Genomic DNA, 22,795 nt, shown 5'->3' on the forward strand with positions numbered 1-22,795 from the left:
AATTTCTGATCGAGTCAGATACAGTTAGTTCCTCGGTGTAATTTCCCACTGAATCCAAGCCGCGTCGCTTTCCCTGCACTCACCGTTTAGCTCCAACGCCACGGTCCATCTTTGCTCATTTCGTACCGTAACGAGATGGCCCTCGCCTTCTTTCGCCGGTTGGATGCACAAGTCAAAGCTTGCGTCCGCAATGCGCAGACCTTCCAGTTTGCACTCCTTATCGTGCCATGCGCTAGGAAGCTGCGGCTTCAAATGTAGCAAACGCCGGTGTGCCTGTGGACGGACGCCAAAGAAGTGACGGATCAACGGGACCGCCAGCGCGTAAAGGGTCCAAGCCTGTACAACACAGCCGTAGTCTGGAGACATTTCCGTGAAAGACCCGGGCAAAGCCACGGAGAAGGTGCGCAGCAAGCGACGCAGCAGCTCCAGCGCTTCGTCCGGATGGCCGTTAGCCACTTCAGCCACAGCGTGGACCCCCGTTGAAATCGTCATCGTCCCTTGCTTGTAAATCCCTGATAGATACGTTCCGTATGGACCGATAAACTCCTCCGACCGCATCGTCGCAAGCGCTCTAGCTGCTTTGTCCGGATCCGCGATCCCCGCCTCCATGGGGGTAACGATGACCCAGTTCTTGTTTAATAGCCATGCCTGGTCACCTACATGACCGGTCGTTCGTTGCAGCAATCTCCTAACATATTCCTCATACTCGGCGATTCCTTGCTTGCGGGCAAGGGAGATCATCACATCTGCCTTGGCCTCAACCGCTTCACGAGGGGCAATCGCATCACCGTACAGCCCTTCATCTTCACACCAGTACGCCTGATTCACGGCAGCTACCGCCCGTTTCGCCAGCTCGCGGTATTTGACGGCATTCGCAGATTCACCAAGCTGCTCGCTCATCGCGGCCATGGCCTGAAGTGCTTTCGCCGTATAAACTGCGCTGTCGATCAGTTCCATGTTGAGCCCTGCGATCTCAATAATGCCGTAACCGGAAGGGAATAAGTCCCCGTCACCGTCCATTTCTTCAAGGAGCCAATCAATGCCCTTCACGCAGTATTCGTAATGGCGACGCAATAACTCTTCGTCGCCGGTCCACTCAAATAAATCCCATACAAATGCGATGTAATGTGCCGTCTCTTGAGTATTCCCCGGATTCGCAACCGCCCCCATCGTCGTGATCTCGTGGACGATTCTACCGTTGCCGTTGACTTCTTCCGATTTGCTTCGCAGCAGCTCCAGCGTGTCGATCGCCAGCTGGGCGTCTCCGATCGCAAGCACGCCTTGCAAAGCATACGTACTGTCACAGCCGAACCACCACGGGTAAGTGGGCCCCCCGGCTGTCAGACCTCGTCCCAGTTGATCTACGGTTTGCACTAGCCATTGATTGTTCCATTTCGCCCAGGCAAACGCTTCGTTCAACAGCGTCTCTCCGGCAATTTCTAAGCGCGCTCGCGCCTCGATCTCTCGATAAGCCGCCTGTTTTTCCGCCAGAAGTGCTTCGTGCCGCAAGGTCAATCGCTCATAGGTTTGGGTGCATTCCGCTTGCGAGGCATACGATCCTGCAGCAAACAGCCGAAATTCAAACGTCTCCTGGCCGGCTAACTCGATCTGCGCCCGAAACGCAACGCCGCAACCCGCTCCGGCAGTGAACTCAGGCCCATATAACGACGTTCCCGTTTCTATATGGGGCTCCGGCAAGTCCGTACCAATCTGTACGAACCATGGATGTGCCGAATCCTTTACCAGTACCTTGCAATCCGCTGTTTCCATTGGTTCGTCCCGTTCGCCATCGACAATCCCCATATGTTCCGAGAACCACACTGGGCGTAGGTCTGTCCGGGCGAGTAGTTCCAATCCTAGCCGCACGGTTTCTCCTTCGTAAGCCTGCACTCGGTATTTGGCGATAAAGCCTTTTTCCCGCTCCGGCGCAAATTGAATCCGCTCGATGGACACCGGAATATGACTGAGCCCATGGTCATACTCGAATCGGCTTCCCCAAGGCTCGTTCGTAAACGTATCCGCCCGAGTCCAAACGGAAATCCCCCGATCCAAATCGGTTACCTTCAGCCAGAAGCCGTCGAGCAGCTTGATTGGATGCAGCCATACACCTCCCATTTCATTGGCGACATGATGCCCGAAATCGGGAAAAGTCCCGTCCTGCGCCCCGCAAATTTTGATATATTCCCCGGCGTTGTAATATAAGTTAAACGGATGTTTGCTGCTTCGTCCGGTCATGAACATTCTCCTCATTGTTAGTAGATTCGCTTAGCCCTTAACGGCCGAAGAGATGGAGATCCCTTCGATGAAATACTTCTGGACAGCAAAGAATACGATCAGAGCCGGCAGCATCACAAGAATTGTGGCTGCCATCAGCATATTCCACTCCACGTTGTACAACCCTTTGAACATGGAAAGCCCCAGTGCCAGGGTATATTTCTCATTGGAATTCAAATAAATCAGCGGACCTTGGAAATCGTTCCAAACCCCCATAAAGGTAAAAATGGACACGGCAATCAACGGCGGCATCGATAAAGGGAGAATGATTCGAATAAAGATCTGCAGCCGGTTGGCTCCATCCACAAATGCCGACTCGTCCAGATCCCGCGGGATGCCCCGAATAAATTGACGAATCAGGAAGATGTTAAAGGCACCTCCGCCGAAAAAGGCGGGCACAATCAAAGGCAGAAACGTATCCACCCAGCCTGCTTCCTTAAACATGATGAACATCGGAATCATCGTGACTTGGGAAGGCAGCATCATCGTCGCGAGCAGCACCAGGAACAGCGTCTTTTTTCCCTTAAAACGAAATCTGGCAAAGCCGTAAGCACACAGTGCAGAGGAAAAAACCGTTCCAATCAGAACTGGCACTAAAATCGTCAGCGTATTCAGCAAAAAATTAAAAAACGGAATCGCCTGAACGGCATCGGAATAGTTGCTCCATAGCCACTTCTCCGGTAAGAAGTTATCCTTAAACACTTCCGCCGGCGTCTTCAGGGATGTAAAAAAAGTCCACAGCAGCGGCACGAGCACGACCGCAGCTCCAGCTATAAGGATCAACAGGCTAAGGATTTGAGCTGGGCTGAATCTCTTGGTCGCAAGGTTCATCGTGATGCCTCCTCGTATACGGTCACAGTGCCAATCTCTAAGGACAACGGCTTGCCGTCAATCCGGATGTCCAACTTAGTCAGATCGGCTGCATTCGGCAACTCGCTGACCTCGAACTCATCGAACTTATTAAACGTTCCGTTCACAAACAAATTTCTTTTCTCTCCGATATAAGACTCTTCCGTCGCCGATCGAAGCCCCATATACCCATTTCCAAGCGACATGATGGCTTCGCATTTCCCAAGGGCTAACGGATCAAATCGAACCTCGGAGAATACCCAGTTGTCCAGCTCCTCTGTCGTTTTGGGGTTGTAGCATAGCATAAGTCCATTCCTCTCCAAGCTGCAAAATTTGTGTTGTTTGAAAGCGTAATCGAAAACGTTTTCGAATCAAGGACAAAAAATTCGAAAACGATTTCGACCAGAGTAAAATAAAAAAGCAATTGCTAATCGAAAACGTTTTCGAACCCATTATTGCACCTTCACGGACTCTCTGTCAATAACCTCGAACGAAAGAAATTTATGAAATCCTTCGGTTCGATTCTCAAGCATTTTTACAACCTCTTCAAAAGCCGAATATCCGATCTTCTCGAAATCCTGGCGGACCGTCGATAATTTAGGGGTCGTATAGCTGGACAGTACGATGTCGTCAAACCCCATAATCGATAGTCGCTCTGGAATCGAAACGCCTAATTCCCGGCATCGGGTCATAAAGCCGATCGCCATCAGGTCGCTGGCAGCAAATACAGCCGTCACCTCAGGATGGTTCTGCAAATACGCTTCGGCCGCGTGATAGGCTTCTTCCTCCTTAAAAGCGGCGTCGATCACTCGGTCAGGATTATACGGCAAACCCGCCGCCTCCAAGGCTTGGCAGTATCCTTGCAACCGCTGCACGCTAACCGCAGCGAAGCTGTGTCCGTTAATCATTCCGATATGCCGATGGCCCTTGCGAATCAAAAATTCCACCGCTTGCTTGGCGGCGTTGACATTGTCCGTAGAAACAGAGCCGGTCTTCGGCCCAACGACATCCGCATCGACTACCATGCACGGCAATTCGCTGTTCACCAGCTCTTCGAAATAGGGATCTGTTGTCCGGAGGCCCGCGATGACGACCCCGGCGATTTTATTTTCCTGGCAAAATTGCCAGTAAGACTTGTCCTGCTGCTCAGACAGACTGCGGGTATAAATGACCACTTCATAGCGATATTGCTGTGCGGCAGCATATACCCCGCTCATGATTTGAAACAGCACACCGTCTTTGCCGTTGGCTTGCTCAAAGTTGGAAATGATTAGTGCAATGGTCTTCGTGACCTTATGCTTCAGGTTTTTCGCTAACCGATTGGGAAAATAGTTCAATTCCTGCGCGGCCTGCATCACCTTTTGTCGCGTCGTCTCGCTGACGTCGGGATAACCGTTTAACGTCTTCGACACAGCGGCAATAGATACGTTGGCCAGCTTGGCTACATCTTTTATCGATACCATCTGACTCACCACGACTTCATGTATTATTTAGCCGCACAAAAGACCAGCCTAGGTCCTCGTGCGGCTTCATGATTTACCTATGAAACTTTATACTTCTTCCGGATACATCGATTTCCGCAGGTTTTGAATCTCTTCGCTCTCAAGATATTCGTCGTAAGTCATGACGCGATCAATGATGCCGTTTGGCGTAATTTCAATGATGCGGTTGGCGATCGTTTGGATGAACTGATGGTCATGCGACGTGAAGAGAATCGTGCCATCAAAGTCGATCAAACCGTTGTTGAGCGCCGTAATCGATTCGAGATCCAGGTGGTTGGTCGGCTCATCAAACAGCAGCACGTTGGCGCCGTTCAGCATCATTTTGGCCAGCATACAACGAACCTTCTCGCCCCCGGACAGTACGCTGGCTTTCTTCAGCGCTTCTTCGCCGGAGAACAACATCCGTCCCAGGAAGCCGCGCAGGAACGTTTCGTCCTGATCCTTCGGCGAATATTGGCGCAGCCATTCCACCAGATTGAGATCCACCCCGTCGAAATAACGGGAGTTGTCCTTCGGGAAGTAGGCCTGAGAAGTTGTAATCCCCCAGCTGTATTCCCCGCTGTCGGCTTCCAGCTCGCCCATAACGATTTGGAACAACGTCGTTTTCGGCACGCTGTTAGGTCCAACGAAGGCGATTTTGTCACCTTTGTTCACGACGAAGCTGACGTTATCCAAGACCTTTTCGCCTTCGATCGTTTTGGTCAGCCCGTCTACGGTCAGCAGCTGCTTGCCTGCTTCACGCTCTGCCTTAAAGTGCAGGAACGGATATTTCCGGTTGGACGGACGAATATCCTCCAGCGTAATTTTCTCGAGCTGCTTCTTCCGCGAGGTCGCTTGTTTCGATTTCGAAGCGTTCGCCGAGAAGCGTTGAATAAAGGCTTGCAGCTCCTTAATCTTCTCTTCCTTCTTCTTGTTAGCGTCCCGCTGCATTTGCAGCGCCAACTGGCTGGATTCGTACCAGAAGTCGTAGTTGCCGACATACAGCTGGATTTTACCGAAGTCGATATCCGCGATATGCGTACACACCTTGTTCAAGAAGTGACGGTCATGGGATACGACGATAACGGTGCCTTCATAATCCATCAGGAAGTTCTCCAGCCACTGGATCGATTCAAGGTCCAAGTGGTTAGTTGGTTCGTCCAGGAGCAGGTTATTCGGGCGGCCAAACAGCGCTTGCGCCAACAGCACGCGGACCTTCTCGTTGCCGCTCAGCTCAGCCATCTTCTTATCGTGCAGCTCGCGTGGAATGCCAAGACCAATCAGCAATGCCGCTGCGTCCGACTCGGCTTCCCAGCCGTTCAGCTCAGCAAATTCGCCCTCCAGTTCGCCTGCACGCAAGCCGTCCTCTTCGGAGAAATCGGGTTTGGCGTACAGCGCGTCCTTCTCCTTCATGATCGAATACAACCGGCCGTGCCCCATAATCACCGTTTCCAGCACGGGGAACTCGTCGTATTCGTAATGGTTCTGCTTGAGGACCGCCAAGCGCTCGCCCGGCGTCATAAACACTTCGCCTTGGTTGGGCTCGATCTCGCCGGACAGAATTTTCAGGAACGTCGACTTGCCCGCCCCGTTTGCCCCGATCAAACCGTAGCAGTTGCCGGGAGTGAATTTTATATTTACATCTTCGAAAAGTGTCCGTTTTCCATACCGGAGCGTCACACCGTTAGTACTGATCATGTTAGGCATTACCATCCTTTTTTCATTTATCGAACTACTGGCTCAATATTATAGCATACATTAGCCCTTAAGTTGAGCGTTGTCAGGATATTGCAAGCTTTGGGCATAAAAATACCCCCAACCTCCACCAAGGAAGGTCAGGGGGAAGAGAGCTTATTCAACCACGGTATAACCTGTGGTGTTCTCCAGAATTTCGACGGAGAAGGTGCTGCCGTCTGCGTTCCGTGTAACGCGAACCGACAAGTGCCCCCCGCCGATAGCGATATGCGTCGCCTCCAGCTGGTTCATGCCTTGCACAAGGAACGGCGACAATGCGATTTCTCTCCGCAGCGCATCGGGGTACAACCCCAGCATCGCCTGCAGGAAGACGATCGACGTGCCGGCTGCCCAAGCTTGCGGCGAGCAAGTCGTCGGGTACGGAACCGGATGCCCCAGCCCCGCGTCATGCCCGCAGAACAGCTCCGGCAAGCGCTGGTACTCGAAGTGTACCGATGCATCCAGCAGTCCCGAGATGACTTGCTCCGCTTCCTGCTTAAGACCAAGCTTGCCAAGGCCAAGCAAGATCATGGCATTGTCATGCGGCCATACGCTGCCGTTATGATAACTCATAGGGTAATAGCCGGTAGATTGTGTACTCATCGTCCGAATGCCGTACCCGTTAAACATATCCGGCTTCATCATCCGCACGGCCTGCGCCTTGGCGCGAGAAGCCTCAGGCATGCCGCTCATCAGCAGATGCCCCGGGTTCGAGCTGACGCTGCGGACTTGGCGCAAATCTTTGTCCAAGGCAATCGCGTAGCATTGCTCGTCCTCCATCCAGTAAGCGGATTCGAACCGCGCTTGCAGTTCTTCCGCTTCCGCTGCCAGCCGCCGGGCCGTCTCCGGTTCGCCCATCAACTCGAACAACGGCGCCAACGAATGCTTCGCCTGGTAGACATACCCTTGCACCTCAGCCAACGCAATCGGTGAATCCGCGTAAGCACCGTTCTCGTGCATAATCGAGTTGGCGGAGTCCTTCCAGCCCTGGTTCGGGAAGCCTTTGTCCGCTTCCTGCTTGTAAGCCATAAACCCGGAGCCCGACCGCATGGATGCGTCGATATAGTCAAGAGCGCGCATGATGTTCGGCCGCAATTCCTGCACCAAGGAGAGGTCACCGGTCCAGCGGTAATATTCGCCGATTAACACAAGGAACAACGGCGTAGAATCAATCGTGCCGTAGTACGGAGAGAACGGCGATTGTTGAGTGGTGACCAGCTCGCCAAAGCGGATCTCATGCATGATTTTACCTGGCTGTTCGTCTCGCCACGGGTCAACCTTCTCACCCTGATATGCTGCCAACGTTCTTAGTGTCCCAACGGCATGCCGCGGGTTGATCGGGAGCATAAAGAGCGACGTGATCAGGCTGTCCCGCCCAAAAGGAACCGCAAACCAAGGCAGCCCCGCAACCGTCGTGTCACCATATCCGATATCCGTCGTTAACATCCGCAAGTCCTGCACCCCGCGCCGGTACAATTCATTAAATACCGGAGAATCGGAAGCGATGCGGGTGTTGTCCGCATACCATGCCTCGTAAGACTGCTCCAGCCGTTGCAGCCCTTCATCAAAACGAAGCGGCTTGCCCGTTGGAAGCAGCTTGTCCGCCATTGGGACAATTTGAAACGTAACTGACCATGTCTCTTGGATTTTCAAAGACAACGGGAACGTGACCGTCCCGCCGGTATACACCTGTCCGCCCTCAGCGTCCCAGGAGATCCGGGTTTGTCTGATTACCTGGTCTGCTCCCAAATACCGGAACGTCATTTCCTGATCTTGGACGACAACTCCTTCCATCTTCCCGACGTCCCCCGTGCGGTATTTACGGACCAGGAACATGTCTTGAAAGTCCGCATCGAACGAAACAGACGCATCAAAGGCGATCTCCCGCGGAAAATAATTCGTGAAGGCAATCCGTTCATAAAGTCTGCCATTATAGATGAAGCGGTCGCGCGTAACTTCAATCGCCCCTTCATCCTTAACTTCCTTAATTAACCGGAAGCTGGCCACATAACTTTTGTCGCCTGCGGAGGACAGAAGCATGGGTTTCGCGCCGTCCACCTCCAACTCAAAACGGCTTAAGAAGCGCGTATCTTGCGCGTATAGTCCATGACCCTGTTCATTGTCTCGGCCGATATCGCCGTTCAGCTCGGAGAGCATAAACAGCTCCCCTTCTTTGATTACGCGGTAATCCATCATTAGCCTCCTTGAGTTGTGTAATCAACCTTTGATGCCTGCATTTGAAATGCCCTCGATATACTGCCGCTGGAACAGGAAGAAGAAGAGAATAATCGGCAGCGTCGCTAGCACGACACCTGCCATGATCAACGACGTATTTTCGAAAAATTGATCCTTCACACTGTTCAGACCTACGACAAGTACGTACATATCCGGCTGATTCGTCAGCGTACTTGGAATCAGATAACTGTTCCAGGTTCCGGCAAATGCCAATATAGCCATCGTAATCAGCGATGAACGAGCCAGCGGATAAACAATCTTCCAGAAGGCGCCCATCTTCGTCAAACCGTCAATCCGGGCTGCTTCCAAAAATTCGTTAGGCACCGAAATAAAGAACTGTCGCAGCATAAAAATATACAGCCCTTGATACAGGAAGGGGATGGTCAAAGCCCAGAACGTGTTAAGCCAGCCCAGCTGAGCCATGTTCACGTAAACCGGGATCAAGATCATATGGTACGGCACCATCATCGTAGCAACCACAATCCAGTAAATCACCGATTTGCCCCGGAATTTCAGCTTGGCGAGGGCAAAACCGGCCATCGGGTTAATGACCATATTCCCCAGAACGACCACGCCGGTCATGATGATCGTGTTCAGAAACCAGCGCGGAACATTATAAGCTTCATTCGTAAAAAACATTTTGAAGTTATCCAGCGTCCAGTTTGCCGGTGACGTGATTGTATTTACAAAACGCATCGGCACTACGGAAGAATACAACGTATAAATAAAAGGGACGGCAAACAGAAGCCCTAAAATAATCATGCCAAGGTAAAGGAGCGTTCGACCTATACGCTTACGACTATTCATGTTCTCACTCCTTCCCGTCCAAGAATTTTTTTTGCAGATAAGTAATTAGCATAATAATGATAAAGAACAGAACAACGGCTGCACTGCCGTACCCGATGTTCATGTAACGGATCCCGTGTTGATAGAAGTAGGTAACGACCGTGCTCGTTGCGCCAGCCGGCGTCCCCAGCGACCCGTACCGAGAAATGGCGGCGATTTGGTCATAGATTTGAAATCCGGCAATCGTTGACACCGAAACGATAAAGAACGTCACCGGCTTGAGCGAAGGCACCGTGATATAGCGGAACTTATTCCATTTTGAGGCCCCGTCAATCTCACTTGCCTCGTACAAGTCTTTAGGAATTTCCTGCAGGCCGGACAGATAGACGATCATCGTAAACCCAGCTTGCTGAAAAATAAACAGAATGCACACAAACAGCAGCGCATACTTCGTATCGGCGTACCAGGTGACATTGCCGAATCCCAGCGTACCGAAGAAATTCGTCAGGAACGTCCCTTGCTTAAACAGCATCATGAAGACGGTCGTAATCGCAATTTGCGAAGTAATGTAAGGCAGGAAGAAGACCGTCCGAAAGATGCCCTTGCCCTTCAGCTTCTGGTTGACAAGCAAGGCTAGGAACAAGCCAAGAATCGTCTGCAGCGGGATCGAAACGACCACGATCTCCAGGGAATGAAGCAAGGCGCGAAAGAACTCCCGGTCATGAAGAATTTCCACATAGTTGCTTAATCCGATAAACTTGGCTTGATCCAGCGAAGCAAAGTTGGCATCCTGAAAGCTTCTGACAAAAGACTGAATGAAAGGGTATAAAAACCACCAAGCCCATAAAAGTAAAAAAGGCAGGGTAAACAACCAGCCTAATGTCAGATCCGAATCGGCCATGGAACGAAACACGGATTGCCTATTTTTACTAGTTTTCACGGGTAGCACCTCTTTTCTGCGTTTTGGTCGATGAAGTAAAAAAGGTACCGCTCCCTCTGAAACATGCCTGTTCAGGAGAGAGCGGCTGCTATTCAATAAGCGAATGAAACTTAGTTAAACTGACTTTGAATATCGTCAAGAATTTGCTGCGCCGTCTTGCCGGATCCACCAAGGATCAGGGCTTCCAGCTCTTGCACAAGCGCATCGGTAAAGCGTTTCGTATCTGTTGGATATTCGAAGTCCGTGCTGTATTCCAGCGCTGGCTTCAATGCGCTGAATTCCGGGTTTTTCTCGAAGTATTGGCCGGACAGCGAAGTTAATGCCGGATTAAAGCCCAACTCCATAAAGGCTTTTTGCGTTTCGTCGTTTGTCATGTAGTAAGCCGCTTTCAGCGCTGCCTCTTTGTTCTTGGCGTCCTTCAGCACGATATAAGCGTCAGAGCTCATCGTGCTGCCATTGGTCGTCCCTTTCGGAATCGGCAAAGCCACATATTTGAGATCCGGATTTGCGTCCTTCAGGTAACCCTTGTACCAATAACCGCCGGTGCTCATTGCACCTTTCTGGTTGCTGAAGACCTCGCCGTCCCAACCAAAGCCCAGGGACTTCGGCGTAACCGCAATCCCTTCTTTATACATATCAATGATCAGTTCCAGCGCTTTGACGTTTTCTGGGGAGTTGATCGTTTTACCATAGCCCCAACCGCCGCCGAAGCTCTTCACATAGTTGGTGATATGGAAAGCATCCAGGTTCACAATGATGCCTTTTACATCGCCTTTATTCAGCACCTTGGCTGCTTGAATCACTTCATCCCAGGTTGTTGGGTAAGCGCCAAGCCCGGCATCCTTCCACATCTTCTCATTGATCAGGAACATCGCAGGCATGTCTGTATTCGGAATGCCGTACATTTTGCCGTCCACGTTCCAAATGTTCTTCGAGGATTCCGGGAAGCGGCTCATATCGATGCCCGTGCTTTGAATCAGATCATCGATAGGGGTAAACAGATTTTTGTTGATGTACTCATACGCGCCTTCATTGGACATCTTGATAAAGTCCGGTGCAACGCCCGCGGCGATTTCACCCGGCAACGTATTCCAGAACTGTTCACTGCTTGGGTACTGCTTGATCTTCAATTCAATATCCGGGTAAACCGTGTTGATCTTATCGGCTGCGTCTTGGTAGATCGCCAAATCTTGGGCGGTGCCCCAGAAGCCGAAGTTCACGGTGACTTTTTGTCCTGACTTAGTCCCGCTTCCTTCTGTATTATCAGCGGTTTTGCTGCTTCCGCAAGCGGTCAAGCCTACGACAGCGGCAAGACACAAAATCAGCAGAGCTGATAGTGTTCTTTTTCTAGCTTTCATGTTGTTGCCTCCCTTTTGATAACTTCTATCTTTCTTGCTCCTTAAGCATAAACACCCCTAAAAACAAAAAAAATTAATCAAATATTGATTAATTTTAGATTTTCGCCTCGATTTCGAGTTGATTGTGTCAGGCGATGGTATGAGTTTTTAATATAATCACACTTTTTTATCTGATTTATGCTTCTTTTTTATCCTTCTTCATTGCGGTATTGCTTCGGGGACACTCCTGTATACTTGCTAAATACGATGGCAAAATGCGCCTGATTGCTAAACCCCACTTTCTCAGCGACCTCGTAAATTTTGTAACGGTAATCTTTTAGCAGCTCTTTGGCTTTGTTAATACGCAGTTCATTAATATAATCAAACAAGCCTTGCCCTACTTCTTCTTTAAACAGACGGCTGACATAATTCGGGCTAACTTGGAACAGGTCGGCGAACAACTTCAGGGACAAGCTGTCTTGATAATGATGCTCAATGTACTCCAAAATATGACGGGTCAACTGGCTGTACCCTTTGAAAGAAGCGTTGATCTCTCCGCCAAGCCGTTGTTCAAAGACAGTCCGGTAAGCACTCGACATTTGCACGAAATCTTCAAAACCCCCGTGATCGCCGAGATCTTCCTCCGTTTTCCCGTTGCGGCCCATCATAAACAGCAGGCCTTCATAGACTTTCTGTACTTCTGTCTCATCCAAACACTCTTCCGAACGGATCAGATTCTCCCAACGTGACAACACATCCATGAACTTCTCGTGGGCATGCTCAGCCAAGGCGGATTTCATTTGCTGCACATAAGCATCCGCTTGATTCAATGCCGCCTCACTTCGCTCCTTCTGGTGGCTGTAATAGAAAATCAAGGTTTCCGGATGATAAAAATGGTGCGATAACGCTTGCAGCGCTTGTTTGTACGCCAAGGGCACTTGCTCGAAGCGATCCATCCAATCGCTGACGCCGAGCACAATATCGATATTTACGAAACGCTTCAGCGTCGAACTGATCCGCTGCACGATGTCGTTCACGCGCGTTAGCGAAGCAAGCAGACTCTTCAGTTCGCTGTTGCTGATCAGAAGAGCGTACATCCGCTCGGTTAATGGCAGGAACTCGATCTCCTGCTCCGCAGAAACGACTTCGTTCACCATATTTTGCACGGTGTTCCCAAGGACGGTCTGCGACGATTCGCTGTATCGTTGCAGCACCTTGTCATAGTTTTTGATTTTGAACAACACGACGTAGATATTGCCTTCTTTCAACCGCGTTTCCGAAAGCTCATGCCGGGTGCCCGTCCCGTTCAGCAAGCCGATAAGCACTTGTTCCTTGTGATTGGTCACCTTTGGAGGGTGCGAAGGAGCGGACATTCCGAGTTGCTCCCGGATATTCTGCAGCATGCCAATCAACTCCCGGTCATTCATGTCCGGTTTATGAAAATAATCGAGCGCCCCGAGCTTCATCGCTTCCTTCACAAACCCGAAATCGTCAAAGCTGCTCAGGACCACCACTTTAACGGGCAGCTCCTGCTCTTTAATCCGGCGCAGCACTTCAAGCCCGTCCATTCTCGGCATCTTGATGTCCAGCAGCACAACATCCGGTTGCTCGCTGACGATGAGCCGCAACGCCTCATCTCCATCTCCGGCTTCGCCGATGATCTCCACGCCTTGGGCCTGCCAGTCGATCGCCGATTTAATGCCGATTCGCACCAGCGGCTCATCGTCTACAATCAACATTCTCATTTGCTGTCCCTTCCCCCTGCCGTATCATTTCGAATGACTGGAACGCGTATCAGCGCCACCGTTCCTCCCTGCCTTCCGGGAGCAATCCATAAGCCATAACCCGGTCCAAAATGCAGCCGAATCCGGCTTCGAATATTTTGAAGGCCAATCGAGTTAAACCCATCTCTGGAGACTTTCTTATATCCCGGCTTGGCCTGTAACTCGCCTTCTTCCGGGAACCCCCGGCCGTTGTCCGCGACTTCCACGTACAAGTCGCCTTGCCGTTCATAAATGGAAATGTTCAGCATGCCTTTATAATCAATTCCCTCAAAGCCATGAAAAATCGCATTTTCCACCAGGGGCTGAATCAGGAATTTCAAGGTTTGATACTCGATAACTGCTGGATCAATCGAATAGGTCACCTCAAACTTGTTGAAGTACCGGAAATCCAGGATTTTGGCATAGCTTTGGACAAATCCGACTTCCTCAGCGATGAGCACCAAGTTCTCATCCGTCTTCATGCTAAACTTCATCACGGATGCGAAGGCTTGCAGCGCCTCCTCAATTCCGGATGCGCCCTGGACTTTAGCCATCCACTTGATAACATTCAGCGTATTGTAAATAAAATGCGGGCGGATTTGCGATTGCAGCGCGTCCATCTCCAGCTTGCGCTTCTCTTCCTCCTTCTCGTAAATCCGCGTAATCAAACTGCGAATTTCCTGCAGCATTAGATCAACCGTACTACTGATTACCCCAACCTCATCGCTTTGCTGCGTATCGAACCGGACATCAAGTTGGCCCTGGGCGACCAGCTTCATTTTGCGGTTCAGCACGGCCAATGGCTTTAGAATTCGCGCTGCGATCCGCAGGGAGATCAGGATCGACAGGATTAGCAGCAGCAAGAGCGTACCAGCCATAATGGCAACCAACTGGTACACAATGGAGTAGATGTCGTCCTTTGCAATCAATGTCACCGCATGCCATTCGGCCACCTGAGACGGAGAAGAGATCAGATACAGCTTTTGATTAATCCACATTCGGGTCGTACCGGTCCGGCCGGACGGCTCCTCCTGAAAGCCGCTCCCAAACGCGGCGGAAGCCGCTTTGCCAATCTCCCCGCCATTGGAGCTTTGGATAATTCGCTGATCTTCATCCAGCAAATAGAAGTTGGATGCTTCCGCGAACGCCGTATTACTCCACAACGTCTTCAGCTTGTCCGCAGAAATGTTGAAGACAATAAATCCGAGTCGTTCCTTCGTATACGGGTCAATAATAGCTCGGCCCGCGGATACGACCGGAAGTCGGTGCGGCGATAGCAGCTCATCGTAATGAATGCCCGTCGTGATAAACTGCCCGTTCCCTTCTCTAATTTTGCGGATAAACGGCTCCTGCAAATAGGTAGTTTTGAAATATTGGTAATTGATATACTCACGGTTGCTGCGGCCGATAATCGACTGATCATGCTCATGATAAATAACGACCGAATCCACCAAATCTGAATATAGCATGATCCCGCTTTGAATCAATCCGTTCACCTTATCGAAATCCTTGCCGCGTTCCAGCAGCGGATAAGGGACCTGGTTATAGTCCTTCTTCATAATTTGGTACACGCTTTGCTCCTGAATGGGAAACATGGACAACCTTTGCAGCGGCTGCAGGGACGTATCGATATTGGTCACGATCTGCTTGTTGTTCTCCACCGCCGCATCCAGCATCACGTTACGGTTGTTGTTGACATATATCCATGACACAATCCCGGCGACCAAAGTGAGCGGAATCAAGATAAAGACGGAAAAAGCAGCGATCAGCTTCTTCTCCAAACTCAGCTGTGACAGTTTCTGCCGGATGAATTTTATGATCATAATGATCTCTCCAGTATGGATTTCCCCGCTCCGCTGGTCCGAAATTGCTTTGGCGTCATCCCGACAAATTCCTTAAACAATCGGGTATAGTAACTCTGATTGCAAAATTTAAAATGGAATGCAACTTCGGAAATGGAGCGGTTCGTATAGATAAGCATGTACTTCGACTCTTCTATCTTACGGCTGTTAATATATTTCATCAGCGGCACGCCGGTTTCCCGGCGAAAACGATCGGACAAATAACTGGGATGTACACCAAGGTGATTCGCAATAAGCGGCAAGGTCAAATCGTCAAAAATATGCTGCCGGATATAATGAATCGCCAGCTTCACCAGATGAGAGTATGGCAATTCTTCTCTCTCCCGCTGAATGGTCATCACGAACTGCACCAGCATTTCGTATTCGAATTGGGCCAGCGCTTCAAGATCGTTCAGCTTTTCGATCTCCAATATTAGAGTATCACTTAGGTGAAAAGCAATCTCCGGATCGACCCCGCCCTGAATGATGGCTCTTGTAAACAAAGTGCAGGAGGCGATGAGGGCGTTTTTTTTGGAGCGCAGCGGATAGGTGGCCAGCACCGCCGCTTCAAGTTCGTTGATCTTCCGCATCACCTGAAGGGCAGTGGCTTCGTCACCCATCCGGATCGCTTCCAGCAGCTCCTGTTCGTAGTCTACCGGAGGATGAACAAAACGATCCTGAAGTACCTGCATTTTTGATGATTGATAATAAGCTTGGCCTTGTTGAAAGTTCATCTCTATCCCACCTAAAAATTTTGACAAAAATCTAAAGAATTTAGTATTACATTATCGCTTTCAGTTCTAAAATTCAATCATAACAACTTGGAGGGATCGAACAACCATGACTTGGAAAATAACGAATTCGGATGTTTCACAGCCTGAGCTGTTGAATATGGAAAGTATCTTTGCGCTTGGCAACGGATATTTGGGGGTGCGGGGTAATTTTGAAGAAGGCTACGGCGAGCAAATGACCAGCATTCGCGGCACTTACCTCAACGCATTCCACGATGTGATTGAGGTTCCTTATGGCGAGAAGCTGTTTGCTTTTCCTGAAACACAACAGAAACTGGTGAACAACATCGATGCTCAAACGGTGCTGATCTATTTCGGCGAGGAGGAAGAGCCGTTCCGGTTGGATCAGGGCACATTCACGAATTTTCAACGGACGTTGCATATGGATCAGGGATTCTCAGAGCGAAGCGTGCATTGGACGTCCCCATCTGGCAAAGAAGTGCGTCTGACCTTCCGCCGTCTCGTCTCCTTTACACACCGTGAATTGTTTGCCATTCATCTCAAGCTGGAGCCGATCAACTTTAGCGGCCCAGTCAAAATCGTTTCTACGTTAAACGGTAACGTCAAAAACTACACCAATCCCAACGATCCGCGGGTTGGAGCAGGCCATGCGGAACGGATGACGGTGGTGGACAACGGAATGCGAGGCCAATCCAGCTACGTTGTAGACGAAACGATGGTTTCCAAAATGAGGGCCGCATGCGTCACCCGCCATCAGTTAACTGCCGATGCAGCGATCACGCTGGATACCAAGCCGGGGGAAATCGTTTATACGGCAAAATTTGCTTTGAACGACACGGTTGAATTTACCAAATTCAACGTATATACGGATACGCTCCGCCATGGTGAAGGATTCCTGGAGCAGGCATTTGACCTGCATGAGCGCCTGTCCAACTTATCCTTTAGCGATTTGCTTGCTGAGCAGACGGCATATCTGAACGATTACTGGAAATCAGCTGACGTTATCATTCAGAACGACGATCAGCTGCAGGAAGGCATCCGCTTCAACCTGTACCAGTTGCTGCAATCCGCCGGTCGGGACAAGTACAGCAACATCGCTGCCAAAGGCTTAAGCGGAGAAGGATACGAAGGCCATTACTTTTGGGATACAGAAATTTATATGTTCCCCGTATTTTTGATGACTCAGCCTGAGCTGGCCCGTCAGCTGCTCTTGTACCGTTACTCTATCCTGGACGATGCCAGAGCGAGAGCGCGGGAGATGGGACACCGCAAAGGCGCGTTGTTCCCTTGGCGCACCATTTCAGGGACTGAATGCTCCTCGTTCTTCCCGTCGGGTACAGCGCAATATCATATCAGTGCTGACATCGCCTACAGCTATGTGCAATACTACCTTGCTACGCAGGATCGGGATTTCCTGCTGAATTACGGTGCGGAAGTGTTGATCGAAACGGCGCGGTTATGGGCTGAGATCGGGCATGAATACAACGGAGCCTTTCACATCGATGAAGTCACCGGACCGGATGAATATACCTGCTGCGTGAACAACAACTACTATACCAACGCGATGGCCAAACATAATTTGAAATGGGCAGCGAAAAGCTGCGCAATCCTGAAGGACTACGATCCCGCTGGCTATCAGGCGCTGTGCGAGAAGCTTGGCGTCACGGACGACGAAATCGCGGCTTGGGAAGCGGCAGCAGCAGCAATGTTCCTGCCGTATGATGAAGCGCTGGGCATCAATCCGCAGGATGATACATTCCTGCGCAAGGCGGTTTGGGATTTTGCCAATACGCCAAAAGAAAACTATCCGCTGTTACTGCACTACCATCCGTTGACCATTTATCGGTACCAAGTATGTAAACAGGCGGATACCGTGCTGGCCCATTTCTTGCTGGAGGACGAGCAGTCCCTGGAGACGATCCGTCGTTCCTACGATTATTACGAACGAATCACGACCCATGACTCCTCCTTGTCCTCGTGTATCTTCAGCATCATGGCGGCCAAGATCGGCAATCTGGACAAAGCGTACGAGTATTTCATTGAAACGGCGCGGCTGGATCTGGACAACACGCATGGCAATACGAAAGATGGTTTGCATTTGGCGAACATGGGCGGCACGTGGATGTCGATTGTGTACGGCTTTGCCGGCATGCGGTTGAAAGAAAGCGGTCTGTCCCTGGCCCCGGCGATCCCGCGGGATTGGGAGCAATATGCCTTCCGCCTGACGTTCCGCGACCGCCTGATCTCCGTGCGAATTGGAAAAGAAGACGTCAACTTGGAGTTGATTGAAGGCGAGGGCATCGACATTCAACTGTACGGGAAAACTGTGACATTAGATCGAGATCGCGCGGTTTCTCGCCCATTGGCAACCCTTGAATTACAAATTTAAGAAGGAGCGGTTAAAATGAAATCTTTGCAAGCAGTCATCTTTGATTTGGACGGCGTCATTACGGACACCGCCGAGTATCACTACCAAGCGTGGAAAGCCATTGCCGAAGAGTTGAACATTCCCTTTACACGCGAGTTTAATGAAAACCTGAAGGGCGTATCCCGCCTTGATTCGTTGAAGCTGTTGCTCAGCCAAGCAACAACTCCCGTTCAATACAGCGATGTGGAGATGGAGGAACTGGCAGCACGCAAGAACAACCTTTACGTCAAGTTAATCGAAAAAATCACCCCAGCCGACCTTTTGCCGGGAATTTCGGAATTCCTCACCGAACTGCGGGAGGCCGGGATCAAGACCGGGATCGCTTCCGCCAGCAAAAACGCCCAAACCGTCTTGGACGGACTGGGCGTGACCAGCTGGTTTGATGTGATTGTGGACGTCACCCGCTTAAAGAACAATAAGCCGGATCCGGAGATTTTCCTGACTGCGGCCGCCCAGCTTCAGGTCGAGCCGTCGGCTTGCATCGGCGTGGAAGACGCTGTATCCGGCGTCGACGCGATTAAGGCGGCAGGCATGTTCGCTGTCGCCATCGGCGATGCCAAGCAGTTCCCAAAAGCCGACATCGTGCTGCCTAACACCGCCAAGCTCAGTTTACGGAATCTGATGGAGCATTTTGCTGTTCGCGTGTAAAGCAGCTAGAGCAGCCTGTTACTCCTCTGGCAATCGCAGCGTTTCCCCGTGATGCAGCAGTCGAATCGTCTCCTCGGAGAAGCCTAAGCGGACCCGCTCCTTCTCCAAACGGTCCAGCGCCTCCTGCGCGGTATCATCGGCGAGCCGGAAGGTGCCGTAATGCATCGGAATCATCAGCTTCGCCTTGACGTCAACGAACGCTTGCAGCGCCTCCTCCGGCGTCGTATGCTGGCTGGTCATGAACCATTCCGGCTCATAAGCGCCGATCGGCAGCAACGCCACATCGATCTGATAGCGTTCGCCGATTTCGGCAAATCCGCGGAAATAACCGCTGTCTCCGGCAAAATAAATGACCGGCGGTTTCTTCTCCGCCTCGCTTGGCACCGGCTCCAGGACGTAGCCGCCCCAATGAGACGTATTCGTATCAAATGGCGTGCGGCGCGTCCAGTGCTGAGTCGGGACAAAGGAGATGTCTACCTCCCCAATCCTTATCCGTTCCCACCAGTTCATTTCATGGACGTTGTAGAACCCTTTCCGCCACATTTTCCGCCCCAGACCAACTGGGACAATGATAGTCGTATCTTTGTGATAAATCCGACGAATCGAAGCAAAATGCATATGATCATAATGGGAATGAGATATCAGGATCACATCGATGGGCGGCAGTTGATGAATGGGGATCCCCGGCTCGGTGAGCCGGCGTTGAAATCCCATCCGCATCGCCCAGACGGGATCGGTAACGATATTCAACCCTTGATATTGGATCAGAAACGTCGAATGACCGATCCACGTAATCGTGCTCTCTTCCCGGTTCGCCTGCAAATAATCGAGCTCCGGCGGCTTATTGGGAATCAGGAAGGAATAGTCCTTCTTTTTTCTGCGCCGTTCTTCCCGAAGCTGCTTAAATTGCTTTAACGTTTTGTCGGTGCTGACATTATCGAGGTTGTTGTAGCGCATTCTTCTTGGCATCGCTCCAGTGACTCCTCTCCGCATTACTTTCGCTCTCTCTATCATTCATTCTAGACCACTTTCAAGCATAAACCCAAATTTCCTGGTTCAATCGACCCGATCCTTATATTTCCAGGCATAGAGAAATAAGAATAGAACCGCCCCAGCGACCACCAACTCCGGCGCGATCATCATCATAAACCATTCCATTCCCTTCACCCTTTCCCCGGCGAATTGCCTCTTACATATTTGGCATCAAACAAAAATAACCGCATCAGCAAAAACAAGGAAGGAATGAGAATACACAATCCCGCGACAAATGCGGTGATTAAAGCGACAGCCATCGTCTCGTTCGTAAAGCTCTCATAGATACTCACCTGCTTATAGAGAATATAGGGAAGGTGGCTGCGGCCATAGCCGTACCAAGCGAACCCGAACTGCAGCATGACCAGCAGGAATGACAAGCCGAGCCGCCGTTTTTTCCACATCAAGAAGACGGCCCCCAGATAACAAATCAGAGACGCGATAAACATCCACGCCATATCTAACATATGTGCGAAATGCTCCGGATTTTGCCGATTGATCTGAAAAAAGGCGAATACACAGGCGAGAATCGTCGGCCCGCTCCACAGCAAAGCATACCCGCGCAGGATTCCAAAAGCCCGCTGATCCTTCGCTTTATCTGCATAAAAAGCAAGAAACATCGCCGAAATATACAGCACCGACACCAGCGCCAGCAGAATGACCGACCAGGTATACGGATTGGCGAAGAAGGCGGCCCAATCCAACACAACCTTCCCGTCGCGCTCGTCGATAATCCCGCCCTCCGAAATCGCCAAGATCGTCGAAAGGGCCGCCGGAATCAGCAAACCCGTCGCCCCGTAGATCGCCATATACGTTTTGTTGTTCGCTTGGCTCGCGCCATAGGTGTTATACGCGTAATAAGCGCCTCGCAAGGCGAGCAGCACGGTCACCAAGCTGCCGGGAATGAGCAGCGCCGTGCCGTAATAGTAAGCGGAATCCGGAAAGAACCCGACCAACCCAACGACGAAAAAGATCAAAAACACGTTGGTCACTTCCCACACCGGTGACAGGTACCGTTGAATAATGTCGTGGATTTTGTTTTCGTGGCCGGTGATCACGCTGTAATAGCTGAAAAATCCGGCCCCAAAATCAACGGAAGCGACGATCAAATAACCAAACAGAAACGTCCATAACACCGTAATGCCGACCAGCTCATAGCTCATTTCGCGTCTCCTCCCTCAAGCCCAGCTTGCCGCAGCTCGGTAAGCACATCCTTGTTGCGGAACATCCGGGATAATACGTAAACGCAGGAAAGGCACAGAACCAGATACAGCACCGCGAACATCAGCAGCATCGGGCCAACGCTTTCCGAGGTGGTGGCGGCTTCCCCCACCTTCATGTACCCCCGGATGATCCACGGTTGACGGCCAAACTCGGCGAACATCCAGCCGAGCTCGATGGCAACCATCGCCAGCGGTCCCAGCGCCAGAATGCCGATCAGCAGCCAGACCGGAACCTTCGTTTTGCCGCCGGGCAAGTAGCGTCGCAGCAAATACAGGAACGGAATCAGCACGAGCAGCGCCCCGATCGTGACCTTAAGGTCAAACATATAATGAATCAGCAAAGGCGGACGCTCATCCTCCGGGAACTCCTCTAACCCGATGACCCGGGTATTTGGCGAGTTACCGGCAAGGATGCTAAGCGCATACGGGATTTTCAGCGCGTATTTGACATTTCCCGCTTCATCCAGGACGCCGCCATAAATCAGCGGTGCCCGTTCCATCGTTTCAAAATGCCATTCCGCGGCCGCCAGCTTCTCCGGCTGGTACTTAGCCAGAAACTTGCCGGAGAAATCCCCGATCACCGCCGTCGCCAGAGCAAATACGAAGGCAGACATGACGGTCAGCTTCAGCGCCTTTTTGAAATAAACGTGATCCCGGCCGCGCAGCAAACTAAACGCCGCGATGCCTGCCAGAATTCCCGCACTGGCCGTATACGAAGAAGCCAGGACATGGGATACCTTGGTTGGCGTGGCCGGGTTAAACATCGCGACCAGCGGACGGAAGTCGGCGATGACCCCATTTTTGAGGGTGAATCCCTGCGGGGTGTTCATGAAGGCGTTCAGCGTGGTGATGAAGAAGGCGGAGGCGGAAGAACCGATGGCGACCGGAATCAACAGGAGCAGGTGCAGCCCTTTATTTTTGAAACGATCCCATGTATATAGGTAGATTCCCAGGAAAATCGCCTCCACAAAAAAGGCGAAGGTCTCCATAAACAACGGCAGCGCAATCGCCTGCCCGGCGACGCGCATAAAGGTAGGCCAAAGCAGGCTTAGCTGCAAGCCGATAGACGTACCGGTCACAACTCCAATCGCCACGGAGATGACGAAGCCGCGAGCCCAGCGACGAGCCAGCATCGTATAATGCGGATCGTTCGCGCGAATGCCCCGCCACTCCGCCAGTGCGATCATCAGCGGTACGCCCACGCCAATCGATGCAAAAATGATATGTACAAACAAGGTCAGCCCGGTAAGCATCCGGCTTAACGTGACCGGGTCAAGATGTGTCATAACGAAGCTCCTTCAAGAGAAGTAATGGAGGAAGCGAATCACGCTTTTGATAAAGGCATACAACATGATCACAGCCACGATGAGACATACGATCGCCAGAGTTCGCTCTTGTTTTCGGAACATGCCTTCGCCTCCTTGCCCATTTAGTGTGTCGCGGATGTTCCTTTTTATTCCTGTAAGGGTTGG

Annotated in this window: 17 protein-coding genes and 1 pseudogene; 2 read left to right on the plus strand and 16 right to left on the minus strand. The window is 51.1% G+C overall.

Annotated elements, in window-relative coordinates; translation table 11 throughout:
- Positions 1 to 24: 24 nt before the first annotated feature.
- From RW092_RS11090 to RW092_RS11145, 12 genes and pseudogenes are all read right to left on the minus strand, one after another.
- Positions 25 to 2,235, minus strand: a complete 2,211-nt coding sequence (locus RW092_RS11090) for an alpha-L-rhamnosidase-related protein (protein ID WP_316010218.1) — start codon at positions 2,233 to 2,235, stop codon at positions 25 to 27.
- 30 nt (positions 2,236 to 2,265) lie between these two features.
- Entirely contained in the window at positions 2,266 to 3,105 is an 840-nt protein-coding gene (locus RW092_RS11095; RefSeq protein ID WP_016310844.1) for a carbohydrate ABC transporter permease, read from the minus strand.
- 14 nt (positions 3,106 to 3,119) lie between these two features.
- Positions 3,120 to 3,428 (minus strand): annotated as a pseudogene (locus RW092_RS11100) (glycoside hydrolase family 65 protein); the annotation flags it as partial.
- A gap of 147 nt (positions 3,429 to 3,575) precedes the next feature.
- Positions 3,576 to 4,586 (minus strand): LacI family DNA-binding transcriptional regulator, encoded by a 1,011-nt coding sequence (locus tag RW092_RS11105; RefSeq protein WP_085279374.1) that lies wholly within the window; start codon positions 4,584 to 4,586, stop codon positions 3,576 to 3,578.
- Between the two features lie 87 nt (positions 4,587 to 4,673).
- The gene (locus tag RW092_RS11110; RefSeq protein WP_028539001.1) at positions 4,674 to 6,302 is read right to left on the minus strand and encodes an ABC-F family ATP-binding cassette domain-containing protein; all 1,629 of its coding nucleotides are present in this window, start codon (positions 6,300 to 6,302) and stop codon (positions 4,674 to 4,676) included.
- Between the two features lie 153 nt (positions 6,303 to 6,455).
- On the minus strand, positions 6,456 to 8,531 hold the full coding sequence (locus RW092_RS11115) for an amylo-alpha-1,6-glucosidase (protein ID WP_316010219.1): 2,076 nt from the start codon (positions 8,529 to 8,531) through the stop codon (positions 6,456 to 6,458).
- A 24-nt stretch (positions 8,532 to 8,555) separates the two neighbouring features.
- Entirely contained in the window at positions 8,556 to 9,380 is an 825-nt protein-coding gene (locus RW092_RS11120; protein WP_085279376.1) for a carbohydrate ABC transporter permease, read from the minus strand.
- A gap of 4 nt (positions 9,381 to 9,384) precedes the next feature.
- Entirely contained in the window at positions 9,385 to 10,260 is an 876-nt protein-coding gene (locus tag RW092_RS11125) for a carbohydrate ABC transporter permease (RefSeq protein ID WP_309599158.1), read from the minus strand.
- A gap of 149 nt (positions 10,261 to 10,409) precedes the next feature.
- The gene (locus tag RW092_RS11130) at positions 10,410 to 11,657 is read right to left on the minus strand and encodes an ABC transporter substrate-binding protein (protein WP_028538997.1); all 1,248 of its coding nucleotides are present in this window, start codon (positions 11,655 to 11,657) and stop codon (positions 10,410 to 10,412) included.
- A 188-nt stretch (positions 11,658 to 11,845) separates the two neighbouring features.
- A complete protein-coding gene (locus tag RW092_RS11135; RefSeq protein ID WP_316010220.1) occupies positions 11,846 to 13,381 on the minus strand; it encodes a response regulator transcription factor in 1,536 nt (511 codons plus the stop codon).
- Positions 13,378 to 15,222 (minus strand): cache domain-containing sensor histidine kinase, encoded by a 1,845-nt coding sequence (locus RW092_RS11140; RefSeq protein WP_316010221.1) that lies wholly within the window; start codon positions 15,220 to 15,222, stop codon positions 13,378 to 13,380. The genes RW092_RS11135 and RW092_RS11140 overlap by 4 nt, the downstream gene beginning before the upstream one ends.
- A complete protein-coding gene (locus RW092_RS11145; protein ID WP_085170659.1) occupies positions 15,219 to 15,974 on the minus strand; it encodes a helix-turn-helix domain-containing protein in 756 nt (251 codons plus the stop codon). Before RW092_RS11145 ends, RW092_RS11140 begins: the two co-directional genes overlap by 4 nt.
- Before the next feature lie 106 nt (positions 15,975 to 16,080).
- Here RW092_RS11145 and RW092_RS11150 point away from each other — a divergent pair, with 106 nt between their 5' ends.
- Positions 16,081 to 18,381 carry a glycoside hydrolase family 65 protein gene (locus RW092_RS11150; protein WP_127575871.1) on the plus strand — a complete coding sequence of 767 codons (2,301 nt, stop codon included), beginning with the start codon at positions 16,081 to 16,083 and terminating at the stop codon, positions 18,379 to 18,381.
- A 15-nt stretch (positions 18,382 to 18,396) separates the two neighbouring features.
- Positions 18,397 to 19,068 carry a beta-phosphoglucomutase gene (pgmB, locus tag RW092_RS11155; RefSeq protein ID WP_085279379.1) on the plus strand — a complete coding sequence of 224 codons (672 nt, stop codon included), beginning with the start codon at positions 18,397 to 18,399 and terminating at the stop codon, positions 19,066 to 19,068.
- A gap of 18 nt (positions 19,069 to 19,086) precedes the next feature.
- Here the strand turns inward: pgmB and RW092_RS11160 are convergent, their stop codons facing one another.
- The 4 genes from RW092_RS11160 to RW092_RS11170 form a co-directional block, all read right to left on the minus strand.
- Complete coding sequence (locus RW092_RS11160) at positions 19,087 to 20,037, minus strand: MBL fold metallo-hydrolase (protein ID WP_028538991.1); 951 nt, start codon at positions 20,035 to 20,037, stop codon at positions 19,087 to 19,089.
- Positions 20,038 to 20,124: 87 nt separating this feature from the next.
- A complete protein-coding gene (cydS, locus tag RW092_RS23820) occupies positions 20,125 to 20,226 on the minus strand; it encodes a cytochrome bd oxidase small subunit CydS family protein (RefSeq protein WP_016310826.1) in 102 nt (33 codons plus the stop codon).
- Positions 20,227 to 20,231: 5 nt separating this feature from the next.
- The gene (locus tag RW092_RS11165) at positions 20,232 to 21,263 is read right to left on the minus strand and encodes a cytochrome d ubiquinol oxidase subunit II (protein ID WP_316010222.1); all 1,032 of its coding nucleotides are present in this window, start codon (positions 21,261 to 21,263) and stop codon (positions 20,232 to 20,234) included.
- The gene (locus tag RW092_RS11170; protein WP_028538989.1) at positions 21,260 to 22,609 is read right to left on the minus strand and encodes a cytochrome ubiquinol oxidase subunit I; all 1,350 of its coding nucleotides are present in this window, start codon (positions 22,607 to 22,609) and stop codon (positions 21,260 to 21,262) included. Before RW092_RS11170 ends, RW092_RS11165 begins: the two co-directional genes overlap by 4 nt.
- Positions 22,610 to 22,795: the final 186 nt, after the last annotated feature.

It is taken from the genome of Paenibacillus sp. 3LSP (genome assembly GCF_032465655.1).
Classification (GTDB): domain Bacteria; phylum Bacillota; class Bacilli; order Paenibacillales; family Paenibacillaceae; genus Fontibacillus; species Fontibacillus barengoltzii.